Raw genomic sequence first — 25,482 nt, forward strand, 5'->3', positions numbered from 1 at the left:
TTCAATCATAATATCTAATCACATAGCAAAAAAAGAGACGCCTAAGCGCCTCTTTCCTTTAATTAATCTCCAAGTACTTCTTCAGCGATGTTAACCGCGTGGTCGCCAATTCGCTCAAGGTTACTGATAATATCAACAAAGACAATACCCGCTGAACCACTGCACAATCCCTCGTTCATTCGAATGATGTGCTTTTTGCGGTATGTCCGTTCCATCTGATCAATTTCATCCTCTTTCTGAACTACAGCCAGCGCTTCTTCACGATCCATGTTATCCAATGCTCCAACCGCCTGCTTAACAGTCATGGTGGTTAGATTAAACATTTCATTTAAGTCATCTTGCGCCTGATCAGTAAGATGAACTTTGTTGGAAACTTTATAATCAACAAGTTCAATGATGTTTTCAAAATGATCACCAATCCGCTCTATATCACGTACAGAGTTCATTAGTGCTGAGTGTTTAGCACTTTCCAATTCTGACATGGATTCACGGGAAATATCAACCAGGTAATCCGTAATGCTGCGGTCCAAGCTGTTCAAAGCTCCCTCAATCTGTGTCGCCATTTCTGAATGCTTCTTGGACTTAGTATTTAAATAGTTATTTGTCTCTTCCAGTCCCTGATGAGCATACTCGCCCATTCGGATTACTTCGGCCTTAGCCTGGTCCAGTGCAAGGGCCGATGACTGCTGAATAAATATTGGATCGAGATGTTTTGGTTTGTATTCGACCGTCGTATCTTCTCCTGGAACCAACTTGGTTACCAGCCATGCAAGTCCCGCAATGAATGGAAACTGAATAAGAGTGTTTAAAAAGTTAAAGCTACCATGTGCCACCGCTATTGTCATTTTTTCATCAAGATTCCACTGTTCTTGTACAAAACCTACATAATCCCTAAAGAATCCTAACAATATTAAAAAGAGGGTTGTACCAATCAGATTGAAAATTACGTGTGTGAATGCAGCGCGTCTTGCTGCTACACTTGCCCCAATCGCCGCGAAAACCGCGGTAATTGTAGTACCGATGTTATCCCCGAACAATACAGGAATTGCTGCCTGAAGTCCAATTGCGCCCTCAGAGTATAATCCCTGAAGAACACCAATTGTAGCACTGGAGCTTTGCACAATTACAGTAAATAAAGTTCCAATTACCACCCCTAGTACTGGATTTTGACTCATGTTAACAGTTAATTCCTGAAATGCTTCCAGACTGCGAAGCGGGTGCATACCGCTGCTCATGAGTTCCAGACCATAAAACAGAGAGCCGAAGCCAAAAATAGATTGCCCAACAGCTTGTACTTTCTGATTTTTAATAAAGAAAAGCAAAAATGCGCCTGCAGCCATAATTGGCAGTGAGTATGCCCCTAGATCTATACCAATAATAAATGCTGTTACCGTTGTACCAATATTGGCACCCATAATAACACCAATAGCTTGTCGAAGTGTCATGAACCCTGCATTAACCAGTCCGACCGTCAGTACAGTCGTACCGGAGCTACTTTGAATCAAAATCGTAACGATTGCACCAGCGATTACCCCCATAAATGGGTTGCTTGTAAATCTATCCAAAATATCCCGGAGTCTATCCCCAGCTGACTTTTGAAGGCCTTCCCCCATATATTTGATACCAAGCAGGAAAATACCCAGACCGCCAATAAATTGAAATATAAGATCCTGAATATTAATATCCAACAGCCAAACCATCCCTTCAAATCAAAGTTGAATTTTGTCGCATTCCGCTACCCATTATTAAGTATCTAATTATGTTTTGTAAAGGACATCCATTAAAAATTTACATAGAATTTACATTATGTACTGTTTTACCTTTATTTAGTTACTACCCTAATCCAGGTCTTTTCATTCGCGAATAAAAAAAAGATAGTGCTCCATTAGAACACTACCTAATTGTTATTTAATTATATTTTTTCAACAAGGATGCGGGTTCCATCTACCTGCACTACTTTGATTTTTGTATCCTTTGGTATCCACTGTCCGTTGGAAACCGCACTGTAATCTTTTTTTTCAATTCGGATAGTCCCAACCGGCCGCAGATTGTTTAGTGTAACACCTTCCCGGCCCACTAATTTACTGTAGGACTCGTTCATCGAGTTATAACCTGCCTCATTTGTCAGTTGGTCAACTAGAGTTATTTTCGACCACATATCCCGCTTTTTAAAAACTTTTAGGAAAAAGAGTGAGGAAATCCCTCCACCCAGCACTCCTACTACTGCATACATTCCTGCATATAGGTTTGGTGCAGTAATTGCAACGGCTACCAGCATGCAGGCTAGCCCAATCACCGCAAGCGTTCCATCATTTAGAAGCTTACCGTCTACAATAATAAGTAATAATCCAATAAAATAAATAATAAGCATAATTATAAACGAGCCTGGTTCAAGATATACTGAAAAATATACCGTGATAAAGGCGATTCCAAGCAAGCCGAATAATCCACGCGTATTTACAAGTATTTCTCCAATAAGAAATAACGTCCCAAACCCGGTCAGGACAAGACCTATCCAATCTAGCGCAAATATCCCCATTCCAGCCCCTCCTTACCTGTATATACGTTTAACTAATTATTTTGTTTCATTATATTATAAGGAGAATTAAAATGGGTAGTTTTAAAAAAGCAATCTTGTACTTATTCACCATTTTACTACTGGTTAGTCTTTATAAAGATTTAACGGTCGGAACTTCACTGGATACACCTTACAAAGTAGGTGATGAGGAAGCAACTGAAATAGAAGGAAATAATGAAATGAGGATTTACTCAATGCAGGTGAAGGTACAGAATGGAGATACTGTGCTATCCATTGTAGAGAGGATTAATGTTGATTTACAGGAATCATTAAATATAGAAAAAATTTTAACAGACTTCACAGAATTAAATCCAACTGCTGACCCCAAAAATCTTACAGCCGGAAAATTTTATTCCTTTCCGGTTTATGAGAAAGGGACTGACAATTAATGTCAGTCCCTTACATCTATACAAACGGAAGTATAAACAGGGTAATCAAAATGGAAATTGCCCCTGCGGCAATAGCAACATTTCCTAACGTATCTGAACCTCGTCTTTTTGATACAAAACCGAGGATTATCCCTGCACCACCGAGTATGATTGGCCAAACAAAGAAGGAAATAACAGACAGTGACAAGGCAATCCAGCCAAAAGCACTGTTTACCTGTGTCCCCGATTCTTCTGAATTCCGCTCTCGCTCTAATGGTCCATCAACTGCTTCATCAGCGGTCATTTCGGCAGCAAATTCTTCATCACGGCCGTCACCGGTACCGTCAATCACCGGCTGTGTTCCGTTCAGATTTGTGGAGGCAATATCCTGTGTGTCCAGTCCTTCTGCCTGATTACCATGGTTGGCCTGTTTTTCACGGTAAGCCTCGTCTTCTTTTGCACTTATGCCATTTTTTATCCGTTGCCCTTCATCCATAGCACAAGACCTCTCTTTCCTAAAAATGAGGTGCGTTCATAGTTTATGGATGGTAAGCCAATATCATGTTGGTACTTTATGGATGACTATTCAGCGCTGGTCAATTGCTTATATTCATTAGCATTACTTAAAATTTCTACAGCATACCAGCTTTTGGCATGGCCATTTTCTGAAATGAAATGCTCTAATCCACCCATACCACGGTGATATGCAGTTAAGGCTTTATCCCACGTGCCGTAAAATTCATGCAGGAAATCTAAATACACAAATGACAAATGAATGGAATAATAAGGATCAAATAATAGCTCTTTCTTGTATTGGATACCAGACATTTCAGCAATCCATGGCGCAGTATTTTTCATAAATTGAGCCATCCCATATGCTCTTCCATAATCGGTTTCCGGCCCCACAAGTTTCGGGTTAAACGTGTTGCCTGTCTCCACTTTCAGTAATTCATATACAATATAGGGATTAATATCAAATGTCTCAGCTTGTTGGACAAGGTATATAGCCCATGATTTTTCAAATCTGCCATTACTTTCTGCTACCAGTTCATTCGCCTTTTCATTTACTTTTTGCCACGAATAATAACTGTTTTTCCGGGCATCAAGTAAATTCTCTGTGGCCAAAAAAGTGTTCTCCACTTTTAGATTATGATTTTCTGCTTTCAAACCATTATTTGTGGCCATCAATTTTTCATTCTCCTGTGTAACTAAAAATATTATTATGCTAAAAAAAGTACTTATAATTAAAAAAATTACAACCTGTCTTAATAAATATGGTTTTGTTGTGTTCATTTGCATCTCCTTATGTACAAGTTTATTTTCCGGTGGTTTCTGCATATAGTAAAACAGTATTCTTTTGAAGGAGTAGGATAATGACAAATTTTATAAAAGATATGGCGGCAAAAAAAATCAAGCAGCTTTCACCTGATGATCTGCTTCATTACAGCAAACAATATGGATTTTCAATCAGCAAACAACAGGCTGAACAAATAACTTCTTACCTGAAAACCAGTAAGGCGGATATTTTCAATAACAGACAACGGGAAAAAATGTTTAAAGATCTGGCAAAAATAACAGATGCTGAAACAGCCAGGAAAGCAAAAAAGTTGTTTAACGAACTGATTCGCACATATGGACTGGAACACCTATTCAGTTAGTACCCCAAATGAAAATTACTAAACAAAAAAGAGGAATTAACGCAATTACGCGTTATTCCTCTTTTTGTTTACTGTTAATTATTATCTAAAAGCTTGTGGTCGCAAAAGATATGAACTACGAAGTAGTGAATTTAAAAATGGTAGGCAACCGCTTCAGCAATACACTTCGCTTTCCGTGAACTCACCACGAGCCTCCTCGTTCGCCAAGATCGCTCACTGTGGGGTCTCTTAGGCTCGTTGTTCCACAGGAGTCTTCGTGTATTGCTAACGCTTAGTGTCCATAACTTATAAGGGATTGAGTATGTTTCCAACGACCTCTCACTGAACTCTAGATGAATCTTCTTCGGTAACCTGGCGTTGATTGGAGCGTAAGGCAGTCGACTCCTGCGGGAAAAGCAACAGCTGAAAATCCCGCAGGAAGCGTTTTTGCTTCCGAGGAAGTTGAAGCGTTGCCCGCGGCAAAGGAGACACTGCGAATTCATGAGCAGATGTCGTACTTGCACCCGGAGTGGTGAAAGCGACTGCCTGAAGCGGAAATCAACATAGCTCACTACTTCGCATTTTATATCAAATGCGATGGTTAAAGGTCAACTAAATTTAAAGAAAAAGCCTTACTGATTGACGATTTTTTCTTTAAGTCCCTCATCAAAGGTGCCTTCTTTAATCATGTCAATTTCAAATTTATATGGCGGCTTTTTGTTCTTTTTATCTTCTCCGACAAATGGTGTTTCTAAAATTTTTGGCAGACCGGTAAGTTGTGGATGATTAATTACATAATGTAGTGCATCGAAACCAATGTGGCCAAAGCCGATATTTTCGTGGCGGTCTTTATGTGCACCACGTTCATTTTTACTGTCGTTTACATGGACTACTTTCAAACGGTCTAAACCGATAATTTTATCGAATTCGTTTAATACACCGTCAAAATCCTCGACGATATTGTATCCCGCATCGTGAATATGACATGTATCCATGCAGACAGACAGTTTATCATTATGTGTCACGCCATCGAAAATTTGTGCCAGTTCCTCGAAAGTACGCCCGATTTCGGAGCCCTTTCCAGCCATTGTTTCAAGGGCTATCTGTACATCTTTATCTTTTTCTAGCACCTCATCAAGACCTTCTATTATTCGCTTGATACCACTTTCAGCCCCCGCACCTACATGGGCGCCTGGATGCAGCACAATCTGCCTGGCACCTATTGTAGCCGTACGGTCAATTTCGCTTCGCAGGAAATTTACGCCTAGCTCAAAAGTTTCCTGTTTTACCGTATTTCCGATGTTGATAATATATGGAGCATGAACAATGACCTCTTCAATGCCGTTCGCTTTCATATGCTGTCTTCCATCCATAATATTAAGTTCTTCAACCGGTTTTCTGCGCGTGTTTTGTGGTGCGCCGGTATATATCATAAAAACGTTTGAACCATAAGATATAGCTTGCTCACTGGAACCCAAAAGCATTTTCTTCCCGCTCATTGATACGTGTGAACCTATTTTCAACAATTTCCCCACTCCTATTTTCGCTTATTCTGCTTTTTAAGTATTTGTCTTTTTATATTCTCTTGCTGTTTCTTCATCTTTTTCTTGTAACCAGGCTTAACTTTTTTCGTTTTTCTAACTTTCTTCCACGCTTCCGTATCCGCATCTGAAACTGTCTTGGTCCGTAAGCCACGCTCATTCCACGCCTTGGCTTCTTTCCATTCACCATTACGAATATCATAGTACGTGAAGGCTAGGCCCTTTTGTTCCAATTTATCTATCAGCTTGATATCGCTGTCTTGATACAGACTAATAGCTGTTCCTTCCATTCCAGCACGTGCAGTTCTTCCGACCCGGTGAATATAAAAATCTTCTTCTTTGGGCAGCTGGGCGTTAATAACATGGCTTACTCCTTTAATATCAATACCTCTGGAAGCAAGGTCAGTTGCTACAATATACTGATAACGCAGATCCTGAATCTCTTTAAGGACCCGTTTTCGTTCTCTAGGCTTCAAACCGCCATGGATAATCCCAACATCCAAACCTTTTTGCTGTAAGGATGCAGCAAGATCATCAGCAAGGTCTTTACCATTCGTAAAAATAATGGCTAGATACGGTTGGATTGTTTTGGATATTTCCATGATAATCTCAGCTTCACTCCGGTGTTTTAAAGGGATTAACCTATGTTCCATAGTCTCCGGGGATAAGGCATCATCAATTTTTACATGGAGCGGATTCTCCAAATACTTGCGGAAAAAATGCTCCAACCGCTGTGGAATGGTCGCAGAAAATACAAGAAGCTGGACATCTCGATGGGCTCTTACAAGCAACTGATCAACGTCATTGATAAATCCTAAATCTAGCATCAAATCAGCTTCGTCAATTACGAAAGTCTCAGTTGTGTAGATGGATAAAGCATCCTCCTTAACCATATCAAGAATTCTGCCGGGTGTCCCTACGACAACGTGAGGGGGAACCTTCAGTTTCTCTATGGCCTTTTGTTTATCGGTGCCACCAACCAACAATTTCGATGTCCAAATTTGTTTCTTATCAGCAAAGTCAATAATCTTTTTTACTTCCTCGTGTATTTGCGTTGCCAATTCGCGTGTTGGTGCCGTAATAACAACCTGCACCTCCCGCCTGCTCTCATCCAACTGATTAAACAGGGGTAAAAGATATGCATGGGTTTTCCCGGAACCTGTATGTGATTGCCCGATTACACTTTTTCCTTTTAAAATAGCCGGAATTACCCGCTGTTGAATTTCTGTAGGCTTCCTGAAATTTAAATCTTCCGTTACCTCTGTCATAACAGGACGGAAACCAAATTGCTCAAAATTGTTTTGCATGGTGTGTTACTCCTTTATGATTAATGGTTTCTATTCTTTTTAAATAAACTGGAATGGTTCAGTGTTTGACTGGGAGATAATAACCTCTACATCTTTTTCGTCAATATTGTCATTTAGATAATCACGTGTTGCTTGTTTCATCACTTTTTCAACATGATGTCCTGGATCAATGACCGACAACCCCATTTCCCATGCATCTTGTGCAGTATGGAACGACATATCTCCCGTAATATAAACATCTGCTCCTAATCTTTTCGCCTTTTGTATATATTTCTCCCCACTTCCACCAAGGACGGCAATTTTGCTTACTTTTTTAGTGAGATCGCCGGTTACACGGAGACCAGGAATATCAAGCTTTTCCTTTACCTGTTCACTTAAACTTTTAAGCGTTACCTTTTCCGGGAGCGTCCCAATTCTGCCTATTCCATATGATTTTCCTGGATTTTCAAGTGGAAATAAATCGTATGCCGCCTCTTCATAAGGATGTGCTTCCACCATTGAATCTATCGCATTTTTGAGCTTATTTTCAGGGATAATCGTCTCGATCTTAACCTCGTCGACTACTTCCAGTTCATTCTGCTTACCGATGTATGGATCTGTTCCTTCAAGTGGCATAAATGTACCTTGTCCATTCGATTGGAATGTACAGTGACTGTAATCACCGATATGACCAGCTCCACTTTCACTCAATGCATTACGGACTGTTTCCTTATGTGAATGTGGAACAAACACGGAAATTTTAATGAGGTTCTCTGTAAAACTAGTTAAAAGAATATCGGTATCCCTTATATCAAGCAAGTCACAAAGTATATCATTCACTCCTCCATCAGCTGCATCAAGATTGGTATGTGAAGCATAGACAGAGATATTGTGCTGTAATAATTTTCTGATTAGCCTGCCCTTACTTGAATCCAAATTTATTTGACCAAGCGGCTTAAATAGAAGCGGATGGTGTGCAATTATTAGGTCCACATTATTTTGGACAGCTTCATCCACAACTGAATCTAACACATCCAATGTAACCATAACTTTTTTGACCGGATTATTATACGAACCTACCTGCAGGCCAACATTGTCCCAATCATATGCCAGATGTGTTGGTGCCCACTCTTCCATTACCCTGAAAATATCTTTGTTACGAATAGTCCCTTCCATTTGATAAAACCTCCTGTATCCACTGTAATTCCTGTTGAAATGCAGAAAGCTTTTCGGGATTTTGCTTGCTGGCTTTTTTCATCTCGCCAATAACCCGCTCCCGTTTAAAAGCCTCATGCTCCCATTTCCGATAAAAAACTTGAGGCTTTTTGTGCAGCAAAATTGGACCGAACAGAAACTGCCGATCAAGTATACCCTCTTTAAACGGATTTCTTTCCGCATTTTTATCAGCAACGATAATTTCATAAATATGACCGTTTTCTTCCAGTATTTCCTCTTCTGTAATGGTATAATCATTCGTATATAGCCACTTACGCAGTTGACGCTCATCAACATTCGGCTGTGCCACGATCCGTGATACGTTACGTAGATGGGCTTTTCCCTCTTCAAGAATGGATCTGATTAAAGCCCCTCCCATTCCGGCAATCACTACTGAATCGATTCCATCATCTACGTTCAGGACAGACAAGCCATTTCCTAATCTCACATCTATTCGGCTGGAAAGATTACATTGGGTGACCGTTTCGATTGCACTCTCATATGGTCCTCTATTTACCTCGCCTGCGATGGCATGCGCCTCGTTATCTTTCATACAAACATAACATGGTAGGTATGCATGATCTGAACCTATGTCAGCAAAATAAGACCCTGGCGTGATGAAAGATGCAACTTTTCTCAGCCGGTCAGATAGTTTAACATTGTTGTTCATCATTATCTCCTTCAATTCCAATAGCATAAAAGAGTAAGCCTGCTGCATCAGTCAGTAAGCTTACTCTTTTGGCTAATTTACTATAAGTATGTTTGGTTATTTCTTCTCAGCAAGCCACGTTGCAAGTGCGTCAGCCTGCTCACCTTGAACAAGTCCCCCAGGCATTCCTGATTCAGGGAATCCGGTCTTTATAATTTCCAGAATTTCATCTTTTGAATACTCACTTCCAATCTTATTCAGTGCAGGACCAGCAGCACCTGACAGGTCAGCACCATGACAGCTTGCACAATTGTTCTGGAAAATCTTTTCCGGATCAGTTGCAGCTGTTTCGCCGCCCTGTTCCTGTTTCTGTCCGCCATTTTTCTCTGCTTCCTGGATAGCTTCTCGCTGACCTAAACCGGCAAACGAAATAACAACTACTAAAAGGATCCCAACTACTGCGATAATTGCGTAAGGGATAACCGGGTTTCTTTTCATCGTAGTTCCTCCTTATGTAATCCCTTTTATTCTATTTCTTGATAACTATTTATATTTTACTCGAAAAGTTCATTGGATTAAAGGGATATGTTGTGAAATTTTTATAAAACAGTATATAAAATGACAAATAATACACTAATGCCACTGACAATCCGAAGATAATTGATTCTGTACTTTTGACCAAGGAAATACCAGAAAACCATATTAACCAAAATAAGTGCTATTTGGATTCCCTGCTCAAGTACTAAAGCTGTACTAATATGCACACAAAGAAGCAGTATCAATAGCAAATGTATTAATAAAGCCAAATGATAAACCTTACTTCGTTTCACACGGTAAGTCCGGCTCATCCAAAATGCATACAAAGCAAAGAGAATAAGAAAACCTGATTGCAGTATAAAATGAAATTCAGTTAAATAAATGGTGACAAAAGAAAAAGGCAGCAATAGAAACAACATGGTCAGCTGCACCAAATTCACTAAGGCTATCCTGCTGATTTTACCTTTTTGCGGCTCCTCACTGTATTCACCATTGGTATACAACGCAAGCAGGAAATCGCAATACATATCAGGTAATAATTTATGCTCTTTCCAATAACCGATTTCTTCTACGATTGTAGCAATCCGTTTATCTTGAATATGAATCACCCCGATGCCTCACATCCTGTAATTATCACAGGTATAGGAAAAACGCGGTCAGTCATTGAACACATCAAAAGGCGACAATGACTGATACGATTATTCCAGAAAGTCTTTTAAGCGTTTGCTACGGCTTGGGTGTCTCAGTTTACGCAATGCTTTAGCCTCAATCTGACGGATACGTTCTCTGGTTACTCCAAATACTTTACCTACTTCTTCAAGTGTACGAGTACGCCCGTCATCAAGTCCAAATCGCAGCCGTAAAACATTTTCTTCCCTGTCAGTCAATGTATCAAGAACATCTTCAAGCTGCTCTTTCAATAATTCGTATGCAGCGTGATCTGAAGGGGATACAGCTTCCTGATCTTCAATGAAATCCCCCAGATGGGAGTCATCCTCTTCACCGATTGGTGTCTCAAGGGATACCGGTTCCTGCGCGATTTTCAAAATATCGCGTACCTTGTCAGGTGACAGTTCCATTTCTTTTCCGATTTCCTCTGGTGTTGGTTCACGCCCGAGATCCTGCAGCAGTTGGCGTTGAACCCGGATTAGTTTATTGATGGTTTCCACCATGTGAACCGGAATTCGAATAGTTCTTGCCTGGTCAGCAATGGCACGTGTGATTGCCTGGCGAATCCACCAAGTTGCATACGTACTGAATTTAAAACCTTTACGGTAGTCAAATTTCTCCACCGCTTTTATAAGACCCATGTTACCCTCTTGAATAAGGTCAAGGAATAGCATACCACGGCCCACATAACGTTTTGCGATACTTACCACAAGGCGCAGGTTCGCTTCAGCCAGGCGGCGTTTTGCCTCTTCCTCACCATTTTCTATACGGTGTGCCAAATCAATTTCTTCAGCAGCGGACAGCAAATCCACCCTGCCGATTTCTTTCAGATACATACGTACGGGATCGTTAATCTTGATCCCAAGTGGTACACTGAGATCATTCAGATCAAATTGCTCCTCTTTGGCAATCTGTTGCATTTTCGGATCCTCATCTGACTCACCGATTATTTCCACACCTTGCTCTGTCAGGTACTCATAAAATTCATCCATCTGATCGGATTCAATTTCAAAACCGGATAGACGGTCTGCTACTTCTTCATAAGCCAGTACTCCTCGTTTTTTACCCAGTTCAAGCAATTGATCCTTAGCCTGATCTAGCGTCAATTCGTTTTCATTCTCTTTTGTCTGTGAAGGCTTATTTTCGGCCATGAGTCCCCCTCCTTCCAACTACATTCAATTTCAATTAGTATTCCTTAACTGCTTCTGCAGTTCAATAATTTGCATAGCAATCTTTGCTGCTTTAATTGGGTCTTGCTGCTGTTCGGCTAATCTTTGCTGCTCTTTAAGGGAAGTAATACTTTCCTTATTACTGTGTTCAGCTCGAATCAGCCTTATATAATCATTGATTTCTCTGTCACTGATGTTGTCGTGAACAGGAATCATTGCTATTTCTGTAATAATCCGTTTAAGATTATCATCTGCCAGTTTTTCAATAAACATACTGACATCCGGTTCATGCCCATCCTCATAATATGCGTATAGATGTGTAGCAATTATTTTATGCGCATCAACATTAAAGGATGCTCCTAATTCCTCCTGCACTTTATCAGTAATAAAGCTGTCTTGCAACATATATGCAATAAGCTGCCTTTCCGCATTCTGGAATGCTGGCAGTAATTTTTTTGTCTGGTTAAACCTTGGTGCCCTATTAGTATATCTGTTCTTTTCTCTCTTATCCTTACTAATACTTATATTTTCGCGCTGTGACTGGATTTCTTGATTGAGTGATTCCATGGAAACATCAAATTCATTACTTAACTCTTTCAGGTAGTATTCCCGTTCCACAGAACTGTCAATCAAAGCAAGTTGTTCAATTACTTTTTCTATATACTGAATACGGTCAGCTTCCAGACTCAGATTGAAATCCTTTTTTACGTACTGCATATAAAAGCTGGTGAATGTATGGCTGGCTTTTATTACTTCATCCTTAAAAGCTTCTGCACCAAATTGGTGAATAAAACTGTCTGGGTCCATACCTTCTCGGAGGTTGGCAATTTTTACATGGCACCCTGCTTTCTGAAGCGCCCCTGCAGCCTTGTAAGTCGCATCTAAACCAGCGCGATCCGCATCATAGCAGATGATTACTGTATCAACATACCTGTGAAGAAGTTTCGCTTGATTCTCTGTCAAAGAGGTGCCGAGGGTCGCAATGCCATTCTTTACCCCCGCCTGATGCGCGGAGATGACATCCATATATCCCTCAAATAAAACTGCTTCACTTTGCTTACGGATGTGCTTTTTCGCCTGGTCGAAATTGTACAGGATTCTTCCTTTCTGAAACAGCTCACTTTCCGAACTGTTCAAATACTTCGGCTCCTGGTCAGTAATTGTTCGGCCCCCAAAGCCAATAGGTTTACCCAGATGATTTCTTATAGGAAAGATGACCCTTCCACGAAACCTGTCTGTTACACTATTATCCTCTTGCATAGAAAGTAAACCAGCTTTCACCAGAATCTGCTGATGAAAACCTTTTTTCTTTAAAAATTCCGCAGTGAAATCCTTAATATTAGGGGCAAACCCCAATTGAAACACATCAATTGTTTCATCGGTTATTCCCCGGTCAAGAAAATACTGATAGCCTGCTTTTCCATCTTTCGTATAACGGAGCAGGTGATGATATAATTTTGTAACCCATTCATATGCTGAGAGTATATTCTGGCTCTCAGGGGATAAAGAAGACTCCTGTTTAATATTACTTTCAGGAATTTCCACCCCGCTTTTTTCAGCGAGATATTTCAGGGCTTCGAAAAAGGAGTAATTCTCCATTTCCATGATAAAGGTGAGGACATTACCGCCTTTACCACATCCAAAACAGTGAAAAATTTGCTTTTCTTGTGTTACCGAAAAGGATGGCGTTTTCTCCCCGTGAAAGGGACATAGTCCAAAAAAGTTACGTCCCTGCTGTTTCAGTTGAACGTATTCGCCGATAACATCCACAATATCATTGGACTTACGTACCTTTTCAATCACCTCATCAGGTATCTGATTGGACATTTTCACCACCGCGCCTTTAATATAATTCGCTGTTCGTTAAAAAAATCCTTTAATATTCGACAATATTTTTTGATAAAGTCGAAAAAAATTTCCTTCTATGATGTCAGCGGCTTAGAAGGAGATGTCTTTAACCGTTGTACTATTGTGCCTCGATACAGGCTTTCGTAAACCTGCAGCAGTTTATTGACTGCTACACTCCCTATAATTCTACACAATCAAGAGATATTCCTTCCTTTTGAGTAATGTTTTATTTTTCTGAATATCCTTCCGTACACTGGTAAGTATTACTATATTTTTGCACAAAAAAAGATTATAATACAAAAAAAGCAAAATTACCACTAAAATGCATTAGAAAAACTTGGCCCGCTGGTATTAATCCAACAGGACAAGTTTCAGGCATGGAAATTATTTGTTGCTATTTCTTTATCATTTGCATAATAGTGTTCGCTGTTTCTTCGACCGCTTTGTTGGATACATCAATGACTCTACATCCGATTTTATTCACGACGTCATTGAAATATTCAAGTTCCTGATGAATCCGTTCCATATTTGCATAGGTTGCCTGATCCCCAAGCCCCAAAGCACGAAGCCGTTCTCTTCGAATTTCATTCAGTTTCTCGGCACTAATCCTCAACCCGATACATCTTTCTGGGTCAACTTCGTATAATTCTTCCGGTGGGTCAACTTCGGGAACGATTGGCACGTTGGCAACCTTCAGCCGTTTGTGGGCAAGATATTGCGACAGCGGTGTTTTAGAGGTTCTGGAGACTCCTATTAGGATAATATCTGCTCGGGCTATTCCTCTTGGATCTCTGCCGTCATCGTATTTTACCGCAAATTCAATTGCTTCAATCCGCTTAAAATAATCTTCATCCAATTTATGTACCAATCCTGGTTCTAAACGAGGCTCATGATCAAACACACGCTTGAGAGAATCCATCATCGGTCCCATAATATCGATTACCTCGATATTGTATTCTTTAGCCCTGGTGTTCAGGTGCTTGCGTAATTCCGGGTCCACCAGTGTAAACCCGATTATGCCCTGTTTTTCTTTAACAAGCTGAATTGTTTCATCTATCGTTCCCTTGTCTTCAACGTATGGAACCCGCTGTATCTTATATTCTTCATTATTGAACTGACTCAATCCTGCTTTGATCACAAGCTCAGCAGTTTCCCCGACGGAATCAGATAAAACATAAACCAGTGGCTTAACACCCATATCTATGCTCCTCTCTTAAACTTGGTCATCTGTAATTAACTCAACAAACGCTTTGGTTATTGTGGTCTTTGTGATTCTACCGACTATTTCAAGCCCTTTTTCGGTCTCTTTAACAACGGGCAGCCCGTCAATCTGTTTATCGATCATCTTCTTAGCAGCATCAATCATCAGGTCCTCACGATAACAGATTGTAATATTAGGCATTCTGGTCATAATTATATGGACAGGAATATCATTCAAGTCCTGTTTTCCTATGCTCGCACGAAGTAAATCTTTCCTGGACAGAACTCCTGTCAGACACGAGCTGCCATCGACCACGAAAAGTGTACCCACATCCTCTAAAAACATGGTTGAAACCGCGTCATATACAGACGCGTCCTCTTTCACCACAATCGGAACCGACTGATATTCCTGTACCTTGAACGACTTGATTTTTTCTGTCAGCAGCTCGGTTCCTGTTTTTCCTGTATAGAAATAACCTACCCTGGGTCGCGCATCAAGAAATCCCGCCATTGTGAGAATAGCAAGATCGGGTCGTAGTGTCGCCCGTGTTAAATTAAGTTGTTCTGCAATATTTTCACCTGTTATCGGACCATTTTCTTTTACTATTTCAATTATCTGTTGTTGTCTGTTTGATAACTCCACTTTTTCACCACCAATCACTTTAATGTGACATACTATATTCTAATATTATAGCATTAAACAGCGTGAAAAAGAAAATAGTTATCAAATATCAAAAGTGTTGTTTCCATTCGACAAGGGATAAATCAGCAAAATCATTTATCAAATGAGCGATAGAATTAATTAGAGCAAGCCTGTTACGTTTTACCGATTCATCATCAGCCATGACCATATTATTTTCAAAGAAAGTATGAATCGGTTCAGCGAGTTTTCCAAGCTGATTTAATGCAGTACCTGCCTGCCGTTTCTCATTTGCTGCGTAATAAGGATCCTTAACCTCAAGATATGCTTCATACAAAGCCTTCTCGGATGGCGTTTCAAACAGATCGATGTCTACCTGTGTACGATCATCTGCTTTTTTAGCCAGATTAAGCACTCGCACAAGTGCTTCCTGAACAGGTTTAAAATCTGGATTATTTCGCTCTTCTGAAAGCACTTTTGCTTTAGCTGTAGCATACGAAATGACACCAATTTTCTCATGTAGTACGGATGAAATCACATCTTGTTCCACATCGGCTTCCTTCAGTAAATACGTAGCCCGGAGTTTAAAGAACTGCTCGATTTCCGCCATGGTCTCTGTAGATTTATCTTCTGTAAGGTGCTGATACATACCCTCGGTGAGACCCAATATACTTTCAAGCATTATATCCCATTCGAATTCGCGGAGGATTTTCAAGATGCCTGCTGCTTGTCGTCTAAGGCCATATGGATCCTGGGAACCTGTCGGAATGAGGCCAACAGTAATACAGCCGGTTATGGTATCAAGCTTATCAGCTATACTTATAATTGCACCGACTCTTGTTTGCGGAAGACTTCCATCTGCCTGTACAGGCATATAGTGCTCAGCAACAGCCTTTGCAGCTGTCTCAGCCTCCCCAAACTGTTTAGCATACGTTTCACCAATGACTCCCTGTAGTTCAGTAAACTCATTAACCATATTGGTAGGCAGGTCGAATTTACAGATTTCAGCGGCCCTGTTAACCAGGCCATTAGTTTCCTCATCGACATCCAGCTTCTGTGCAAGACGATTAGCGATTGATTTTATGCGCTCAACCTTGTCACTGATTGTGCCTAAATGTTTCTGGAAAACAATACGCTCCAGTTTTTCCAGATAGTAATCAATTGTATGTTTCTGATCCTCTTCAAAAAAGAATTGCGCATCGGCCAAACGGGCACGAAGAACTTTCTCATTCCCCTTTGTAACTGTCTCAATTGATTTAGCATCACCATTTCGGACACCAACGAAATGAGCAAGCAATTCACCTTCCTGGGATTTCACCGGAAAATACCGTTGATGTTCTTTCATCGACGTAATCAGGACATCGGATGGCAACTGAAGGAATGATTGATCAAATTCTCCGGCAAAAACTGTAGGGTATTCTACCAGGTTACGAACCTCGTTAAGCAGTTCTTCATCCACCGGGACACGGAAACCTTCTTCCTCTTCCAGTTGCTTGATCCCAAGCACAATCATTTCCTCGCGTTCTGCTGGATCAGCTATTACATACTCTTTCTTAAGTGCCTCCGTATACTGCACAGGCTCTGTAAGCGTAATCCGGTTTCCGAGAAATCGGTGACCAAATGTGTAATTGCTGGTTTTTACTCGTGCCACTTCAAAATCAATTGTATTTTCCCCGAATAATGCTGCTATCCAGCGGATTGGTCTGGCATAACGCAGACTCTGTTCCGCCCACCGCATGTTTTTAGGGAACTGCAGCGATTCAATGATTGACGCCAATTCCGGCAGCAATTCAACAGTTTCTTTTCCGATTATCTCTTTCTTCACAAAGATATAGCTCGTTCCTTTTAACTCTTTTGTGTAAATATCCTCTACCGTTTTACCTTGTCCCCTGGTAAATCCGATAGCTGCCTTAGACCAATTTCCTTCTTGATCCTTCGCAATCTTTTCGGCAGGACCTTTCACTTCTTCCTCAATGGATGTCTGTTCCTCTGCCACCCCTTTAAGCAGTACAGCAAGGCGCCGGGGAGTTGAAAATGAAGTTACCGATTCATAAGAAATACGAAGTTCTTCCAGCCATGCAGCAGTTTTTTTCTTAAGTTGTTTTTCTGCATCGTCGATAAACCGAGCCGGCAGTTCTTCAAGACCGATTTCCAAAAGCAAGTCTTTAGCCATTATTCCGCCTCCTTTTTAAGCATCGGAAAGCCTAAACGCTCTCGCTCCGCCACATATGTTTTCGCAATACTGCGTGCAAGATTACGAATTCTTGAAATATAACCTGTCCGTTCAGTTACCGAAATAACACCTTTAGCATCCAGAAGATTAAATGTATGTGAGCATTTTAGTACGTAATCATACGATGGAAAGACAAGTCCCTTCTCCATCGTGGCTTTTGCTTCCTTCTCATACATGGAAAACAGTTCAAAAAGCATGTCAGTGTCCGATTCTTCAAAAGTGTAGGTTGAGTGTTCGTATTCAGGTTGAAAAAAGATATCCCTAACGGTAACACCATTGGTCCATTCCAAATCGAATACATTTTCCTTGTCCTGAATATAGGAAGCCAGCCGCTCAATCCCATAAGTCAGTTCAACGGTTACCGGATTTGCTTCTAGCCCACCAATCTGCTGGAAGTATGTAAACTGGGTGATTTCCATCCCATCAAGCCACACTTCCCAACCAAGGCCAGCTGCACCCAGAGTAGGATTTTCCCAGTTATCTTCAACAAACCTTATATCATGTTCAAGCGGATTAATGCCAAGCGCCTTCAACGATTCAAGATACAGGTCCTGAATGTTATCGGGTGATGGCTTCATGATGACCTGAAATTGATGGTGCTGATAAAGCCGATTTGGGTTATGGCCATACCTTCCGTCAGCAGGACGCCTTGATGGCTCCACATATGCTACATTCCATGGTTCCGGCCCAAGGCTTCTAAGTAGGGTCATTGGTGACATGGTACCTGCGCCTTTTTCCACATCATACGCTTGCATCAATATGCAATTCTGATCAGACCAGTGCTTTTGTAACGTAAGAATCATTTCCTGAATTGTCATTTTTTATCCTCCATCTGGTTATAGTGATCAACAGTCCAAACAAATTAGAAAAAATCCGCATAGGGCTCGTCCATAACGAGCGTTGAAGTTTTTCTTATACTATCTTCCATAGAAACTTATAAATCCTGATAGTATTAGAAAAGTTGGCTTATCGCCAAGCTTCAATGGCGAAAGCCTTAGTTGCACTTATGCAGTAAGAAAGTATTTATACTCTCTTAACTGCTAAAAAAGTCCGTCCCTATGTCACATAAATGACATAGGGACGGACTTTCAGACCGCGGTTCCACCCTATTTGCCCATGAATTCATGGACCACTTTATACATCATGCTCAGGAGTGCCGTTCATTATAGTGCCATTATCCAGCTTTCACCATTCTGGACTCGCTTTGAATAGCTTACAATAATTACTGTTCTCCCTCATTGCAATCCTTTTAAATAGAAATATGTATGAAAATAATACTTTAACACATAAACATTGTCAAGATAATGGATCATTTCAACTTAGCCATCTGTTTTAAAAATCGTTTGGATTTCAGAAAAAATCCACCATACTGCTCATAATAGGCATCAATAATCTGCCGCAACAGACGAACGTTCTCCTGCTTCACTGAAATAGTTCCTACCCGCTCAAGCTCCACATTGAGGAAAATATTCAACAGCTTCGCGACATTATCCGGAAGACCAATTGCCTGTTCATCCAAATGCCTGCAACGTGTACAAAGCAGCCCGCCCTCTTGAATTGAGAATGCGAACGGAAAGTTTTTTTCTCCGCAGTTTATACATCTGTCCACTCCAGGCGCAAAGCCTCCTTTTCGAAATAATTTCAGTTCATACATCATAATCGGGATTTCGGAATCCGTGTGATCTGCAATCCACTTTAATGTCTGATAAAGCTGGTCAAATATATACATATCCGGAGACTGAGAGTCCGTTAGCTTGTCGGTAAGCTCCACTATATACGCCGCGTATGCTGTTTTTTCAATATCTTCCCGTACAGCCCGGATGGAATCTTTCACATCTCCCTGTTGTATGGTACTTAGACCTGAATTCACATAAACAAAAAATTCACCAAGTATGAATGGCTGCGTAACTGCAGCCATTCTACTTTTGGGTTTCTTGGCCCCGCGGGCGATAGCGGAGACCTTTCCCAGTTTATTAGTAAACAGTGTAACAATCTTATTGGATTCACCATAATCCCGTGTTTTAATTACGATACCTTCCATCTTTTCAAGCAACCAGTATCACCTTCTTTGATTATCCATTAAGAGTATACTTGCACTATAAATTTGTATCAAACGATGATACTCCTTGTTCATCCTGGTGGCCCTGTTCACTTAAATCAGGTTCTCGCTGTTCCAACTCTTTCAATAACAAATAGGTTTCAATGTTTCCTGTCTGACTGAATAATTTCCATGTAAAGTCGATCACAAGAAACCCCGCCTTTCTTTTTAGCATGTTTGAAAAAGTGCTTACTTATAGAATTTCCATAAGAGGTAAATCAATAAGTTTAAAAATTTACCAAGTCTAATACTCGTCACTGCGAAAACCGAATTCATTAAGCTGAGATTGCTTGTTGCGCCAATCTTTCTGTACTTTAACCCAAAGTTCCAAATAAACTTTTGTACCCAGTAATGCTTCAATATCTCTTCTCGCATTTTTACCGATATTTTTCAGCATGCTTCCCTGTTTTCCAATCAGAATGCCTTTTTGCGATTTTCGTTCTGTCACGATAGTAGCCTGAATAAACACCGAGTTTGATTCTCTGCTTTCAATGTTTTCAATAGCAACTGCAATCGAATGCGGTATTTCTTCCCTGGTAAGCTGTAGGGCCTTCTCACGGATAAGTTCACTGATAATAAACCGTTCAGGGTGATCCGTTACATGATCTTCGGGATAGTACTGAGGGCCATCCGGCATGTGGCTCTTCAAAACATCGACCAGATGATTGACATTGTTACCTTCAAGCGCAGATATCGGAATAATTTCTTCAAAATCATACATACCCTTATATTGCTCAATCAGAGGAAACAGCTCATCAGGATGAATTAAATCAATTTTATTGATAATTAGAAATACAGGGCGTTTAACCTGCTGAAGCCGATCAATAATATATTGATCCCCTCTTCCAAATCCCTCTTTAGCATTAATCATGAACAGAATTACATCCACTTCATTGAGCGTGTTTTCCGCTATTTTGACCATGAAATCTCCAAGACGATGTTTCGGTTTGTGGATACCGGGAGTGTCAATGAAAATAAGCTGGGAATCTTCCTGTGTTAGAACACCCTGAATTTTATTACGCGTTGTTTGTGCCTTGTCACTCATGATTGCGATTTTTTGACCGATTACTTTATTCATAAATGTTGATTTCCCAACATTCGGGCGGCCTATTATTGCAATGAATCCTGATTTGAAGTTATTTTCCATGTACAATCCTCCGGTGCGTGATTCAATTTGTTATGTATATCATACTACAAATATCTGGTAGTTTCATGTTTACGACAAAACATTTAATAAGGTTATTCTTTTCCCTAGAAATTGACACTTGGATACTTAAAAAACCCTCGCCGCCGAAGGTTTATAATTTAAGGCTCATTTCGTTAACACTTACAGTTGATAGAAATTGCGACATAACAGCCGTACCTACCGCTACATCAGAATACTTCGCTTTCACCGCTCCGGGTGCAAGGTCAACATCTGTTCAAGCTAAAGCTCTCACAGTGTTTCCTTTGCCGGGGGCACGGCCTCAGCCTCCTCACGGAAAGAACGCCGCTGCGGGGGCTTCGGACTCGTGCTGTTCCCCCAGGAGTCTACGCATTCTGCCTGCGCTAATAGGCGTTTGGTGTTTGATAAAATTTAGAGGACAAACTTAATAAGTATGAATCAACCTCAATCCAGCGAAGGAAATACATGGAGACTCCTGCGGGAAAAGCAACAGCTGAAAATCCCGCAGGAAGTGGCTTTCTTCCGAGGAAGTTGAAGCGTTGCCCGCGGAAAGCGGAATGTATTTCCGGAGCGAAGCTACGAGTTACTTCGCAGTTTATTCTTGTTATGAAAATATAAAACAATCTAATTTAATAAATTATATGCAATCGGCCCAAAAATTGTCAGCCCTACAATTACAGCTATTATTGCGGCGAGCAGGACGGCTCCCGCTGCAATATCTTTGATAGTTTTAGCCAGCGGGTGAATATCTGGTTTCACATAATCCATCATTTTCTCCACTGCGGTATTTGTAATTTCCGCTACCAGAACAAGTCCAATAGTCAAAATAATAATGGCCCACTCCAGCCGATTCAACTGGGAAAGAAGCCCCGCCGCCACTACCAAAACAGCAACTATTACATGAATCCTGAAATTGCGCTCAGTCCTTGTAACCTCTTTTAAACCATTCCATGCAAAAGAGAATCCAATCGACCGCTTCTTTCCGTCATCGTTCAATTCCAAATTCACCTAATATTTCATCCTGCCGCTTAAACATGTTACGCTCATCTTCCTCATTCATATGGTCGTAACCTAATAGGTGCAGGAAGCCATGAACTGACAAGAAACCCAGCTCCCTTTCAAGGGAATGTCCGTATTCTTCTGCTTGTTCTTTCGCTTTATCCACCGATATCACGATATCCCCGAGAATTAACGGCCCATCGTCCCCGATAACTTCCAGTTCACCATCAGAGTGCTCTTGCATGGCAAATGAAATTACATCTGTTGGTTTATTTTGCTGTCTGTAGTTACGATTGATTTCCTGAATCTCAGTATTCGTTACAAAGCTAAGAGAGATTTCCGCTTCCTGGGAAACTCCTTCCTTCTCTGCTGCGAAAACAATTAACCGTTGGAGCACGTCAATATAATCTGAAGTAACAGAGTTAGTTTCGTCGTGAAAGTCAATATGCATTTATTTTGCCTCCTTCAGGGGATATTGAATTCGTGAATGAAAAATTCCCTTTAATGTTTCACAAATAGTCAGCTGGATTTTCTCCAGTTCTCTCATGGTAATAGGACACTCATTTAATTGCCCATCCATCATCCGATCCGTAACGATAGACGCTACAATTTCTTCAATCTTTTCCTCAGTAGGTTCTTTTAAGGATCTGACAGCTGCTTCCACAGAATCACAAATACAAATTATTGCAGCCTCTTTCGTCTGAGGTCTTGGCCCCGGATAGCGAAAGTCATCCTCGCTGACTATCTTGTTTGATTCTTTTTCTTTGTAGTAAAAAAACTTTAACAGCGTTGTACCATGATGTTGCATTGCAATTTGTATGATTTCCTTAGGCAACTTGTGTTTTTTTAGCATGTCTGCTCCATCATATGGATGACTGATGATAATTTCCGCACTCTGCGATGGTGTAATAAAATCATGCGGATTTTTTATTGCCAGCTGATTTTCAATAAAATAATGCGGCCTAACAGTTTTACCTATATCGTGGTAGTATGCACCAACACGTGCAAGAAGTCCATTTGCCCCAATCGCTTCGCATGCGGTTTCGCTTAAATTTGCCACCATAATGGAATGATGGTATGTACCCGGTGCCTCTGTCAATATTTTCTTCAATAAAGGCTGGTTTGGGTTGGCAAGTGTCAGGAGTTTCGCGTCTGACAATATACCAAGCCCTGTTTCGAAGAATGGAAGCAGTCCAATTGTAAGTACAGCGGACAAAAATGCTGAAGCAATTCCATAACCTGCCTGACTCAGTACCTCTCCAACTGCAAAGTTTTCAAATGAAAGGAAAAGGAATAACAGGACTACCGTAATATTAATTGCAGCTATTCCCGCACCTGCCTTAAGAATCGCTAGCCTGTCCTTTACATTTATCAGGAATATGATTCCGGCCATCTGGGTAAAAAAGAAATAAATCCCTGCTTCCATATTTAATGAACCTGGAATATGGCTATTAAAAATTATGCTGCCGAGAACGGCGTACAGCATAGATAGGACAATAGCAAATCGTTCATTAAGCAACTGCTTTGCGAGTAATACACCCATAGCTGCAGGGACAGCTAAGTATAAGTGTCCGTCTGGTGTATCGAACAGACTCACTACTTTCATAATTCCGATCACCAATATACTTGCAAGCAAAATAAACGCTATTTTTCCATTGTCCAACGCCTTGTTTTTTAACAGGAGACTCATTTCGTATGCAATCAGACTTATAACCAGCATAATCAGCAGGGCGAGACCAATGACAGGATAAATATTTCTGTCTTTGTCCAGTAATCCAACAAGCTTCAGATTTTCATAAACTTCGTTGGTAATTGTCTGTCCCTCGCGTACAATTATTTCTCCCGCACGAATGGTCACTGGCTCTACACGGCTTGCTGCTTGTTTCCGTGCTTCCATAGTTTTTTCCACATCAAAAAAAGAATTCTCTTTTACGGCAAACTCACTCAACGCATTCAAAGGTTCTTTAATAGAGCTGTCCAATGCTGAATATTTTATCCGTTGGTTCATTTCAGCAATAGCACTCTGCAAATTTTCGACACGGACCCCACTATTTAATACCTCTTTAAGGGCGGTGATAAACAGCTCTTTTCCCTTCAGCCTTATTTCCTGGTCCACTTCTACCAGCTGATAAAAGATTCCGTCGTTAATCACCTCTGTAATTTCTCCTGACAACATCTCTTTTAACCGTAATACTTTCTCACGTGTTGTCGGGGGAGTTACAGTGGAAGCCTCTTTATCCGGAACAGGGCCTGTTTCCCCGGAAGCTTCCTCTTCTAGCATGTCAATTGCATCGAAAATTTCTTCCACATAGCCAACCTGTTCATCAGTTATTTCAGCGGACACGTTGTATCTGTCCTCAACCGACTGGACGATTTCTCTGGTTTTCCGCTGTGTTTCCTGCTCGTTCACTACGGTAATAGGCGAATGAATCGTCTCACGGGCTGTGCTGAAACGCTCCATATCATACGTTTTCGTGTAGACGTTATTAAATGTTACGAGGAAAAAAATGACACCTAAAACTACTGCCGGCAGTATGATTGGTATCCATACAGTCCGGAGTTTCCGGGATTTATATGTAAAGCCTCGCCACATTTTTTTCATCCCATTCACCTCATAACCGTCAAATAGAAAATTATTCTGAATACAGAAATAAGACCCGCAACCCGGGGCCTTACACTATTTACGTGGATCGTTTTGTTTGTCATATGCGTCAATAATTTTCTGAACCAACGGATGCCGAACCACATCGGTTTGATTCAGATGAATAAATGATATCCCGTTAACATTATCAAGCAATTGCTTGGCAGTCTGCAGACCTGATCGCATACCACGCGGCAGGTCTATTTGGGTGATATCTCCGGTTATTACCATTTTAGAACCAAAACCTAACCGTGTCAAAAACATTTTCATTTGCTCAGGGGTTGTGTTTTGTGCCTCGTCAAGAATTACAAAGGCATCATCCAGGGTTCGTCCCCTCATATATGCAAGGGGAGCAATTTCAATAGTATCACGTTCAATGAGTCTTGCAGTATGCTCACTTCCGAGAACATCGTGCAACGCATCATACAACGGACGCAAATATGGATCAACCTTTTCCTTCAAATCTCCGGGAAGAAAGCCAAGACTTTCCCCCGCCTCTACTGCCGGCCGGGTAAGGATAATCCGCTTTACTTCACCATTTTTCAGGGCATGTATCGCCATTACTACAGCAAGGTAAGTCTTACCTGTTCCAGCCGGACCAATCCCAAATACCAAATCATGGGATTTTATAGCGTTCACATAACTTTTTTGTCCCAATGTCTTAACTCGGATTGATTTACCTTTTGCGTTTTTTGTTATATCGTCTTCAAAAAGGGTTTCAAGCTGATTAATTTTCCCTTTCTTCGCAAGATCGACAGCATAGACGACATCACGTTCGGTAATATCCAGCCCTTTCCGGACCAGTGACAGCATAGTCAGTAATATATCTTCACCAAGTTTAATATTTTCATTATTACCGGAAATGCTTACCTGCTCTCCCCGGGTTACAATGGATATGTTTAACTGCTCTTCAATCTGTTTGAGAAATTTATCATTTGTTCCGAAAAGAGCAAGCGCCTCATTCGGATCGTTAAGCTGTAATTCAATTGTTTTCAGGTTTTCTGGCATA

Annotated in this window: 25 protein-coding genes and 1 other annotated feature; of the genes, 2 read left to right on the forward strand and 23 right to left on the reverse strand. The window is 40.8% G+C overall.

Translation table 11 applies throughout. The features are described from left to right. Positions 1–62 precede the first annotated feature (62 nt). Both ACFO3D_RS11485 and ACFO3D_RS11490 read right to left on the reverse strand, forming a co-directional pair. Positions 63–1,700: a Na/Pi cotransporter family protein gene (locus ACFO3D_RS11485; protein ID WP_390296066.1), complete on the reverse strand. Its 1,638-nt coding sequence runs from the start codon at positions 1,698–1,700 to the stop codon at positions 63–65. Between the two features lie 212 nt (positions 1,701–1,912). Next, positions 1,913–2,539, reverse strand: coding sequence for an NfeD family protein (locus ACFO3D_RS11490; RefSeq protein ID WP_390296068.1), 627 nt, complete (start codon positions 2,537–2,539; stop codon positions 1,913–1,915). A 71-nt stretch (positions 2,540–2,610) separates the two neighbouring features. On the opposite strand from ACFO3D_RS11490, the gene ACFO3D_RS11495 reads away from it, so the two are divergent. Beyond that, a complete protein-coding gene (locus tag ACFO3D_RS11495) occupies positions 2,611–2,967 on the forward strand; it encodes a hypothetical protein (protein ID WP_390296070.1) in 357 nt (118 codons plus the stop codon). Positions 2,968–2,983: 16 nt separating this feature from the next. Here ACFO3D_RS11495 and ACFO3D_RS11500 read toward each other — a convergent pair whose 3' ends face one another. Then, positions 2,984–3,442 carry a hypothetical protein gene (locus ACFO3D_RS11500; protein WP_390296072.1) on the reverse strand — a complete coding sequence of 153 codons (459 nt, stop codon included), beginning with the start codon at positions 3,440–3,442 and terminating at the stop codon, positions 2,984–2,986. Between the two features lie 86 nt (positions 3,443–3,528). Continuing rightward, positions 3,529–4,131: a transglycosylase SLT domain-containing protein gene (locus tag ACFO3D_RS11505; RefSeq protein ID WP_390296336.1), complete on the reverse strand. Its 603-nt coding sequence runs from the start codon at positions 4,129–4,131 to the stop codon at positions 3,529–3,531. A gap of 188 nt (positions 4,132–4,319) precedes the next feature. On the opposite strand from ACFO3D_RS11505, the gene ACFO3D_RS11510 reads away from it, so the two are divergent. Next, positions 4,320–4,604: a DUF2624 domain-containing protein gene (locus tag ACFO3D_RS11510; protein ID WP_390296074.1), complete on the forward strand. Its 285-nt coding sequence runs from the start codon at positions 4,320–4,322 to the stop codon at positions 4,602–4,604. Positions 4,605–5,215: 611 nt separating this feature from the next. On the opposite strand, the gene ACFO3D_RS11515 is transcribed toward ACFO3D_RS11510, so the two are convergent. The 19 genes from ACFO3D_RS11515 to ACFO3D_RS11605 form a co-directional block, all read right to left on the reverse strand. Beyond that, on the reverse strand, positions 5,216–6,109 hold the full coding sequence (locus tag ACFO3D_RS11515; protein ID WP_390296076.1) for a deoxyribonuclease IV: 894 nt from the start codon (positions 6,107–6,109) through the stop codon (positions 5,216–5,218). An 11-nt stretch (positions 6,110–6,120) separates the two neighbouring features. Beyond that, the gene (locus ACFO3D_RS11520; protein WP_390296078.1) at positions 6,121–7,431 is read right to left on the reverse strand and encodes a DEAD/DEAH box helicase; all 1,311 of its coding nucleotides are present in this window, start codon (positions 7,429–7,431) and stop codon (positions 6,121–6,123) included. 39 nt (positions 7,432–7,470) lie between these two features. After that, positions 7,471–8,586 (reverse strand): Nif3-like dinuclear metal center hexameric protein, encoded by a 1,116-nt coding sequence (locus tag ACFO3D_RS11525; RefSeq protein WP_390296080.1) that lies wholly within the window; start codon positions 8,584–8,586, stop codon positions 7,471–7,473. After that, positions 8,567–9,295, reverse strand: a complete 729-nt coding sequence (locus ACFO3D_RS11530) for a tRNA (adenine(22)-N(1))-methyltransferase (RefSeq protein ID WP_390296082.1) — start codon at positions 9,293–9,295, stop codon at positions 8,567–8,569. Before ACFO3D_RS11530 ends, ACFO3D_RS11525 begins: the two co-directional genes overlap by 20 nt. A gap of 96 nt (positions 9,296–9,391) precedes the next feature. Beyond that, positions 9,392–9,772 (reverse strand): cytochrome c550, encoded by a 381-nt coding sequence (cccA, locus tag ACFO3D_RS11535; RefSeq protein WP_390296085.1) that lies wholly within the window; start codon positions 9,770–9,772, stop codon positions 9,392–9,394. A gap of 101 nt (positions 9,773–9,873) precedes the next feature. After that, a complete protein-coding gene (locus ACFO3D_RS11540) occupies positions 9,874–10,419 on the reverse strand; it encodes a hypothetical protein (protein WP_390296087.1) in 546 nt (181 codons plus the stop codon). Between the two features lie 90 nt (positions 10,420–10,509). Next, positions 10,510–11,631 (reverse strand): RNA polymerase sigma factor RpoD, encoded by a 1,122-nt coding sequence (gene rpoD / locus ACFO3D_RS11545; RefSeq protein WP_390296089.1) that lies wholly within the window; start codon positions 11,629–11,631, stop codon positions 10,510–10,512. 30 nt (positions 11,632–11,661) lie between these two features. Beyond that, positions 11,662–13,476: a DNA primase gene (dnaG, locus tag ACFO3D_RS11550; protein WP_390296092.1), complete on the reverse strand. Its 1,815-nt coding sequence runs from the start codon at positions 13,474–13,476 to the stop codon at positions 11,662–11,664. Between the two features lie 415 nt (positions 13,477–13,891). Beyond that, positions 13,892–14,695 carry a pyruvate, water dikinase regulatory protein gene (locus tag ACFO3D_RS11555; RefSeq protein WP_390296094.1) on the reverse strand — a complete coding sequence of 268 codons (804 nt, stop codon included), beginning with the start codon at positions 14,693–14,695 and terminating at the stop codon, positions 13,892–13,894. 15 nt (positions 14,696–14,710) lie between these two features. Continuing rightward, complete coding sequence (locus ACFO3D_RS11560) at positions 14,711–15,340, reverse strand: helix-turn-helix transcriptional regulator (protein WP_390296097.1); 630 nt, start codon at positions 15,338–15,340, stop codon at positions 14,711–14,713. Between the two features lie 88 nt (positions 15,341–15,428). Further along, positions 15,429–17,510, reverse strand: coding sequence for a glycine--tRNA ligase subunit beta (glyS, locus tag ACFO3D_RS11565; RefSeq protein ID WP_390296099.1), 2,082 nt, complete (start codon positions 17,508–17,510; stop codon positions 15,429–15,431). After that, entirely contained in the window at positions 17,510–18,388 is an 879-nt protein-coding gene (glyQ, locus tag ACFO3D_RS11570) for a glycine--tRNA ligase subunit alpha (protein ID WP_390296101.1), read from the reverse strand. The genes glyS and glyQ overlap by 1 nt, the downstream gene beginning before the upstream one ends. Positions 18,389–18,643: 255 nt before the next feature. Continuing rightward, positions 18,644–18,818: a binding site (T-box leader), on the reverse strand. 61 nt (positions 18,819–18,879) lie between these two features. Then, positions 18,880–19,623 carry a DNA repair protein RecO gene (recO, locus tag ACFO3D_RS11575; protein WP_390296104.1) on the reverse strand — a complete coding sequence of 248 codons (744 nt, stop codon included), beginning with the start codon at positions 19,621–19,623 and terminating at the stop codon, positions 18,880–18,882. A 43-nt stretch (positions 19,624–19,666) separates the two neighbouring features. Next, positions 19,667–19,816 (reverse strand): YqzL family protein, encoded by a 150-nt coding sequence (locus ACFO3D_RS11580; RefSeq protein ID WP_390296106.1) that lies wholly within the window; start codon positions 19,814–19,816, stop codon positions 19,667–19,669. 96 nt (positions 19,817–19,912) lie between these two features. Beyond that, positions 19,913–20,815 (reverse strand): GTPase Era, encoded by a 903-nt coding sequence (gene era / locus ACFO3D_RS11585; protein ID WP_390296108.1) that lies wholly within the window; start codon positions 20,813–20,815, stop codon positions 19,913–19,915. Between the two features lie 642 nt (positions 20,816–21,457). Further along, positions 21,458–21,841: a diacylglycerol kinase family protein gene (locus tag ACFO3D_RS11590; RefSeq protein WP_390296110.1), complete on the reverse strand. Its 384-nt coding sequence runs from the start codon at positions 21,839–21,841 to the stop codon at positions 21,458–21,460. After that, positions 21,819–22,283: an rRNA maturation RNase YbeY gene (gene ybeY, locus ACFO3D_RS11595; RefSeq protein WP_390296112.1), complete on the reverse strand. Its 465-nt coding sequence runs from the start codon at positions 22,281–22,283 to the stop codon at positions 21,819–21,821. The genes ACFO3D_RS11590 and ybeY overlap by 23 nt, the downstream gene beginning before the upstream one ends. Next, positions 22,284–24,434, reverse strand: coding sequence for an HD family phosphohydrolase (locus ACFO3D_RS11600; RefSeq protein ID WP_390296114.1), 2,151 nt, complete (start codon positions 24,432–24,434; stop codon positions 22,284–22,286). It abuts the gene before it with no gap. A 75-nt stretch (positions 24,435–24,509) separates the two neighbouring features. Next, complete coding sequence (locus ACFO3D_RS11605; protein ID WP_390296116.1) at positions 24,510–25,481, reverse strand: PhoH family protein; 972 nt, start codon at positions 25,479–25,481, stop codon at positions 24,510–24,512. Position 25,482: the final 1 nt, after the last annotated feature.

The organism is Virgibacillus kekensis (assembly GCF_042654125.1).
Taxonomy (GTDB): domain Bacteria; phylum Bacillota; class Bacilli; order Bacillales; family Amphibacillaceae; genus Lentibacillus; species Lentibacillus kekensis.